The sequence below is a fragment of the Wenzhouxiangella sp. XN79A genome (assembly GCF_012272825.1).
GTDB lineage: Bacteria > Pseudomonadota > Gammaproteobacteria > Xanthomonadales > Wenzhouxiangellaceae.
This window is the reverse complement of record NZ_JAAWWS010000127.1, coordinates 1-6179: the sequence shown is the minus strand read 5'-3', so window position 1 is coordinate 6179 and position 6179 is coordinate 1. Positions and strand designations below refer to the sequence as shown.

General features: G+C 59.0%; 3 protein-coding genes. 1 reads left to right on the top strand and 2 read right to left on the bottom strand.

Annotation, left to right across the window (positions count from 1 at the left end):
* The first annotated feature begins 115 nt into the window (after positions 1-115).
* Positions 116-1357 carry an ISL3 family transposase gene (locus HFP89_RS02010; RefSeq protein ID WP_168715701.1) on the top strand — a complete coding sequence of 414 codons (1242 nt, stop codon included), beginning with the start codon at positions 116-118 and terminating at the stop codon, positions 1355-1357.
* Positions 1358-1380: 23 nt separating this feature from the next.
* On the opposite strand, the gene HFP89_RS16270 is transcribed toward HFP89_RS02010, so the two are convergent.
* Both HFP89_RS16270 and HFP89_RS02000 read right to left on the bottom strand, forming a co-directional pair.
* Entirely contained in the window at positions 1381-4602 is a 3222-nt protein-coding gene (locus HFP89_RS16270) for an RHS repeat-associated core domain-containing protein (protein ID WP_168715973.1), read from the bottom strand.
* Positions 4603-4822: 220 nt separating this feature from the next.
* A complete protein-coding gene (locus HFP89_RS02000; RefSeq protein ID WP_168715701.1) occupies positions 4823-6064 on the bottom strand; it encodes an ISL3 family transposase in 1242 nt (413 codons plus the stop codon).
* Positions 6065-6179 lie beyond the last annotated feature (115 nt).

Genomic DNA, 6179 nt, shown 5'->3' with positions numbered 1-6179 from the left:
GGGTCTATCCGAATCTCGCAACGGATTTCAGACTTGATCCGGTCTGATTTGAGAGGTCATGGGGCCTCCTGTAAAGTTTTGTTTTCCAGAACAAACAGTACAGAAAGGAACCCCCATGACCGTCTACAAGCTTATCGCAAAGCTGCTCAAGTTCAAGGATTTCCGGTGCAATGGACTGGCCTTTCGGCGCGGCAACCGGCTCGAGGTATTGGTCAAGCCCTACAAGAACGGCTGCCGCTGTCCGGAGTGCGGCCGGCGGGGACGTATCGTTCGCCAGCGCTCCGAGGTGCGCTACTGGCGTGATATTCCGGTCGGACCCTGGTCGATCTGGCTGATGTACTGGCCGCGTGAGATCTGTTGTGACACCCACGGCCGGGTGACCGAGCAGCTACCTTGGTCTGAGGCGGGCAGCCGGGTGAGTCACCGCTTTGAATACCTGATGCTGCGCTACTGCCAGATCATGCCGCAAAAGGCCGCCGCCCAGCTGCTGCGGTTGCCCGCCTCGACCCTTTCGGATCTGCTCCATCGCACCATTGGCCGGTTGCGCGAGGGCCATCGCATCCGAGGCCTCAAGACCATCGGCGTTGACGAAATCTCCTATCACAAGGGTCACAAGTACGCCACGCTGGTCTATGACCTGGAGCGCTCCTGCGTGGTCTGGATCGGCCAGGGCAAGGCCCGAGCGGCGATCGACCGGTTCTTCAACGAAGCGCTCAGCGACTACCAGAAGGCCAGGATCCAGACCGCCTGCTGCGACATGAGCCAGGCCTACATCGGGGCCATCCAGACACACTGCCCGAACGCCACCCTGGTGCTGGACCGCTTCCACATCGTTAAGGCGCTCAACGAGGCCGTCGACGAGGTTCGCAAAGAGCAGTGGCGGGAGGCTACCCGGGATGAACGCAAGGCGCTCAAAGGGCTGCGCTGGCTGCTCTCACGCCATTCGTCGACCCGAAGCCGGCGCGATACCCAAAACCTCAATGCGCTCGACAAACACAACCGGCGAATCTATCGCGCCTGGCGCCTGAAAGAAGAGTTCGAGCACTTCTGGACCTACCAGGCACCCTGGGCGGCAGAGCGGTTCCTGAAGCAGTGGACCAAAAGTGCATTGCTCAGCCGCCTGGAGCCGCTGCGAAAGTTCGTCCATACCCTCCGACGCCACCAGGATGCCGTGCTGGCCTTCATCGGCACCCGCGTGACCAACGCTATTGCTGAAGGACTCAATCGCATCGTCAAGATCGTCAAGAATCGCGCCAGTGGCTTCCGCCATCTCGATGCGTTCTCCGACATGATCTACCTGACCGTTGGAGACCTCGATCTGCCTGGGCAAATTCCAGTGCGGTTCCGCACACTATGAAAACGCCGGCAAAGACAGTCAGATCAGGCGCTGCGGGCGATCAGAGCTTTGCGAGATCCGGATATAGCCGTATATCGATTCAACGTCCCCGTGTCCTCGACGAACGGATCAGCTTGCAGGAAACGGCCCAACCTGGGGTCGTACACGCGGCCGTTCATATGGATCAGCCCATGCCGATCCAGGTGCTCATGGCCCGTAAATCCACGCGGAGTGAGGTCGGTCATAGGCACAGCCCAGCCGGGCATAGGATTTGCCCACCATTGACTCCAGACATCGTCACCAAATGGATTCCTGCGCTGCCCCCAGGCGTCGAAGGCCATGCGCTGCACACCAACGATCCCGCTACTGTTCGAGATCGCGACGATCGAGCCCAGACTGTCGTGGTGTTGATAGCGAATTTGGCCGGTCGTCGACGTACCGTAGTTCGTAACAGTTTCGAGGCCTACGCCGGCGAATGGTCTCCGCGCCAGCCGATAGTCCGACAATTGCGCCGGCGACTCGACCCCATACTCGAACTCAATTCCACCGACATAGTGCGTCAATTGCAGCAAGCTTGACGAGCCCTCATACTTCCACTTCGCGACGCGTTGCCGGGCTTCACCATAGGCAAAGATCGTGCAGTTCGTTAAAGGGCCGCCTGGCGAAGAACACACGACCTCTAGCCTAGAGGCCGCGGAGTACCCGAATTCCGTAACGTCGCCATCGACGGATCGGCTCTCCATGTCACCGTTTGGGTTGTATGTGAATGAGGCATTGTCTTGCAATAGCCCCGTGACGGCATGTGGTCCAGCGCCTCCGTAGGTGTAGTTCTCAGCTGCCCCGTCGTGGCAAAGCGTTGAGCCGCCAGCGCTCTTGCAGCGGATGTTCCCAGACCAGTCGTAGCGCATCGACTGTGTCAACGTCCAGCCGGTACCGCCCGCAATGGGATGAGGCATCGACGAAGCGCTATCGTCCCCGTGCCAGACAGCCTCCAGCCGTCGACCCGTTTCACTGTCGTAGAAGAAGTGCTCCTCTTCGACCCGATGGGCCAGATTGGTCCTGCGGGTGAGATTCCCGAGGCGATCCCACTGGTACTGGTAGAAAATCGCGTATCCGTCATTCACCAGGTCCGTCGCGAGCTGGATTGATCCTGTCGCGGGGTTGTACAAGCGTTCCACAACCGCACCATTTCCCCAGACAGAATGAATGACATCTCCTCTGGCATTCATCCGATCTACGCGGCGCAGGAATTGACCGGGATCAGTGGGGCTTGCCGGGAGATTCGATGTCGCGGTGTGCACGGTCCAGACATGCCCGGAGTCAGAATAGATGAACCGCTCGCCTCGGCCCTCTTCGGTCGCGTCTCGCTGTGCGAGCGGTCGACCATACCGATCAAAGTAGGTGAAGGACTCATATTGCGGCCCACCACTGCCAATAATGCGGGTCGACTTCTGAACGCGCCCCAGATTGTCATACTCAGGCGTAGTTGAGACCGCGAATCCGTTCAGTGGATTGACAGCAACACCGGGAAGATCCAATTGATGCTGGATGGCATAGGTGATGATTGATCCGGTCAGCTGTCCAGGGCTCGACCCGCCAGCACCTGGCCCACCAGGCCGATGGAATTCCCATTGCGTGCGGGTTTCGGCCCCTAGTGTCCCAATATCACCGCAGTGTTCGCTGCCGGGGCTTTGAGTTGCGCCATCCCATCGGTCGGTCGTTCTTCCCAATGAATCTCGCCGATGGAGGGTAGCCAGGCCACGGGCATCAACCTGGCAGACGAGTTCTCCCAGGCCGTTGTGAATGTACGCCCAATCGCCCTTATCTGGATCAGTCATCCATAGCTTGTTGCCTAGGCGGTCGTACTCGATGACAATTGTGTCATTATCAATTGGTCCGTCGACCGTCTTTAGCTGGCCCAAGGAGTCATACATGTAGTCAGTCTTCCCGGTCGTCTCAGCCTCCTCTATGACCTTGCGACCCAGCAGATCTCGATAAACTTTCGTGGTGAAATCCTGTTCGTCCGTCGTTGTAGTGATTAGACCCTCATGACGGACTGAACGGTGGCTATCTGCTAGCCGTGTCAAGCCATCGGAGCCGCCTTCCTGGAAAAACGGCATGTACACGTCAGTCACTCGTCCAATGTCGTCATGGATTGTTCGCGTGTACAGCGGATCGGCAAGACAAGTCGGGTCACCGAACGTGCCCAGCGGATCGACATCACACTGACTGCCTGACCCGATATTTCGGGGGATCGCGGTGCTGAAATAGGGCTCCGACACCGCTACGGGACGAGATTGATAGTCGTACCTCGTGTCGCTGGACACGACGGGTCCAGTGGCGAAGTTCGGTGTCCCATCTGCAGGAGTGGGATCAAACCCTCGCGACAGCGACCGGATTTCGCGCCCCAGCATGTCGTAGCAGGTGGCGCCATAGCCCCCGGTCCGGGTGACGGCCACGTCTCCATACGCCGTGTCCACAGGACACAGCCCGCCCAGATTGCCTGCAACCGTCATGGATGCCGTCAGTTCGCCGAATGGGACCCAGCTCGCAAGCGGTTTCCCACTGGGCCGGTAAACCGTATGGAAAGTGTTCTGCAGCTCATCGACGGAAACTTCCACATTGCCGTACACGTCTCGCTGGAGGATTTCCTCGGCAACCCGCCAACCGGCCGTAACCGATGGATCAACGACCGGCGCGAGAGAAGCGTTCTGGTGATCGTGCACTTCGGAACGGAGCGGATACCTTCCGGCGGTGTCGTAGATGGTCCTGGTCGCTCGATACTCGACCCCGATCGGGAATTGAGTTTTGTCAGAGAACCCGTCCCAGAACTTCTGAACAGTACTCTCGCGATTTCCGGCTTCATCACGGGTGTAGCTCACTGACAGAAGTGCATTACTCAGCGCCGCAGACTCGAAACCAGACAAACAACCATCCATCTCCGCACCTGAGTGCTCGGCGATCAGCAGGCCGGTATCTTGGTGATACTGAAATGCACTGGCTCTGAACTGCGGCGCGGAACCCGCGAGGTCATGTTCCACGCACGATGCCTCCAGCCTCCCGAGATGCCATTTCGGCAAGTTGCTGAGGGGGGCCGTTGGCGTATAGGTCTCCGTGTTATCTGCGTAGGTGTTCTGCGTCAGCAGCCGGTGAACTTCGGTACCGCCAGAGGTCTTGGTGACGACTAGCACGCTATCGACATTGCCGTAGACATCCGAGATTGATGTCGTTGTTTCGGTCGTCTTCAGTGGCGAAGAACTGGTCACCTGCCCGGCGGCTCCCGTCCGGACATCGAAGGTTGTCTCGGTAGCAGTCTTCGGGTAGATCAGAAATACACCGGATCCTGAGCCGTTGGCCAATTCTTCGTAGGTTGTTACCGAGTCGCTTATAACATGCGCCCCGGAGACAGAAAAATGCGGCTATATCCGGATCTCGCAAAGCTCTGATCGCCCGCAGCGCCTGATCTGACTGTCTTTGCCGGCGTTTTCATAGTGTGCGGAACCGCACTGGAATTTGCCCAGGCAGATCGAGGTCTCCAACGGTCAGGTAGATCATGTCGGAGAACGCATCGAGATGGCGGAAGCCACTGGCGCGATTCTTGACGATCTTGACGATGCGATTGAGTCCTTCAGCAATAGCGTTGGTCACGCGGGTGCCGATGAAGGCCAGCACGGCATCCTGGTGGCGTCGGAGGGTATGGACGAACTTTCGCAGCGGCTCCAGGCGGCTGAGCAATGCACTTTTGGTCCACTGCTTCAGGAACCGCTCTGCCGCCCAGGGTGCCTGGTAGGTCCAGAAGTGCTCGAACTCTTCTTTCAGGCGCCAGGCGCGATAGATTCGCCGGTTGTGTTTGTCGAGCGCATTGAGGTTTTGGGTATCGCGCCGGCTTCGGGTCGACGAATGGCGTGAGAGCAGCCAGCGCAGCCCTTTGAGCGCCTTGCGTTCATCCCGGGTAGCCTCCCGCCACTGCTCTTTGCGAACCTCGTCGACGGCCTCGTTGAGCGCCTTAACGATGTGGAAGCGGTCCAGCACCAGGGTGGCGTTCGGGCAGTGTGTCTGGATGGCCCCGATGTAGGCCTGGCTCATGTCGCAGCAGGCGGTCTGGATCCTGGCCTTCTGGTAGTCGCTGAGCGCTTCGTTGAAGAACCGGTCGATCGCCGCTCGGGCCTTGCCCTGGCCGATCCAGACCACGCAGGAGCGCTCCAGGTCATAGACCAGCGTGGCGTACTTGTGACCCTTGTGATAGGAGATTTCGTCAACGCCGATGGTCTTGAGGCCTCGGATGCGATGGCCCTCGCGCAACCGGCCAATGGTGCGATGGAGCAGATCCGAAAGGGTCGAGGCGGGCAACCGCAGCAGCTGGGCGGCGGCCTTTTGCGGCATGATCTGGCAGTAGCGCAGCATCAGGTATTCAAAGCGGTGACTCACCCGGCTGCCCGCCTCAGACCAAGGTAGCTGCTCGGTCACCCGGCCGTGGGTGTCACAACAGATCTCACGCGGCCAGTACATCAGCCAGATCGACCAGGGTCCGACCGGAATATCACGCCAGTAGCGCACCTCGGAGCGCTGGCGAACGATACGTCCCCGCCGGCCGCACTCCGGACAGCGGCAGCCGTTCTTGTAGGGCTTGACCAATACCTCGAGCCGGTTGCCGCGCCGAAAGGCCAGTCCATTGCACCGGAAATCCTTGAACTTGAGCAGCTTTGCGATAAGCTTGTAGACGGTCATGGGGGTTCCTTTCTGTACTGTTTGTTCTGGAAAACAAAACTTTACAGGAGGCCCCATGACCTCTCAAATCAGACCGGATCAAGTCTGAAATCCGTTGCGAGATTCGGATAGACCC

What these genes read in the sequence shown, in the direction of transcription:
- HFP89_RS02010 (WP_168715701.1), top strand. Translation starts at nt 116, where the DNA reads ATGACCGTCTACAAGCTTATCGCAAAGCTGCTCAAGTTCAAGGATTTC.
- HFP89_RS02000 (WP_168715701.1), bottom strand. Translation starts at nt 6,064, where the DNA reads ATGACCGTCTACAAGCTTATCGCAAAGCTGCTCAAGTTCAAGGATTTC.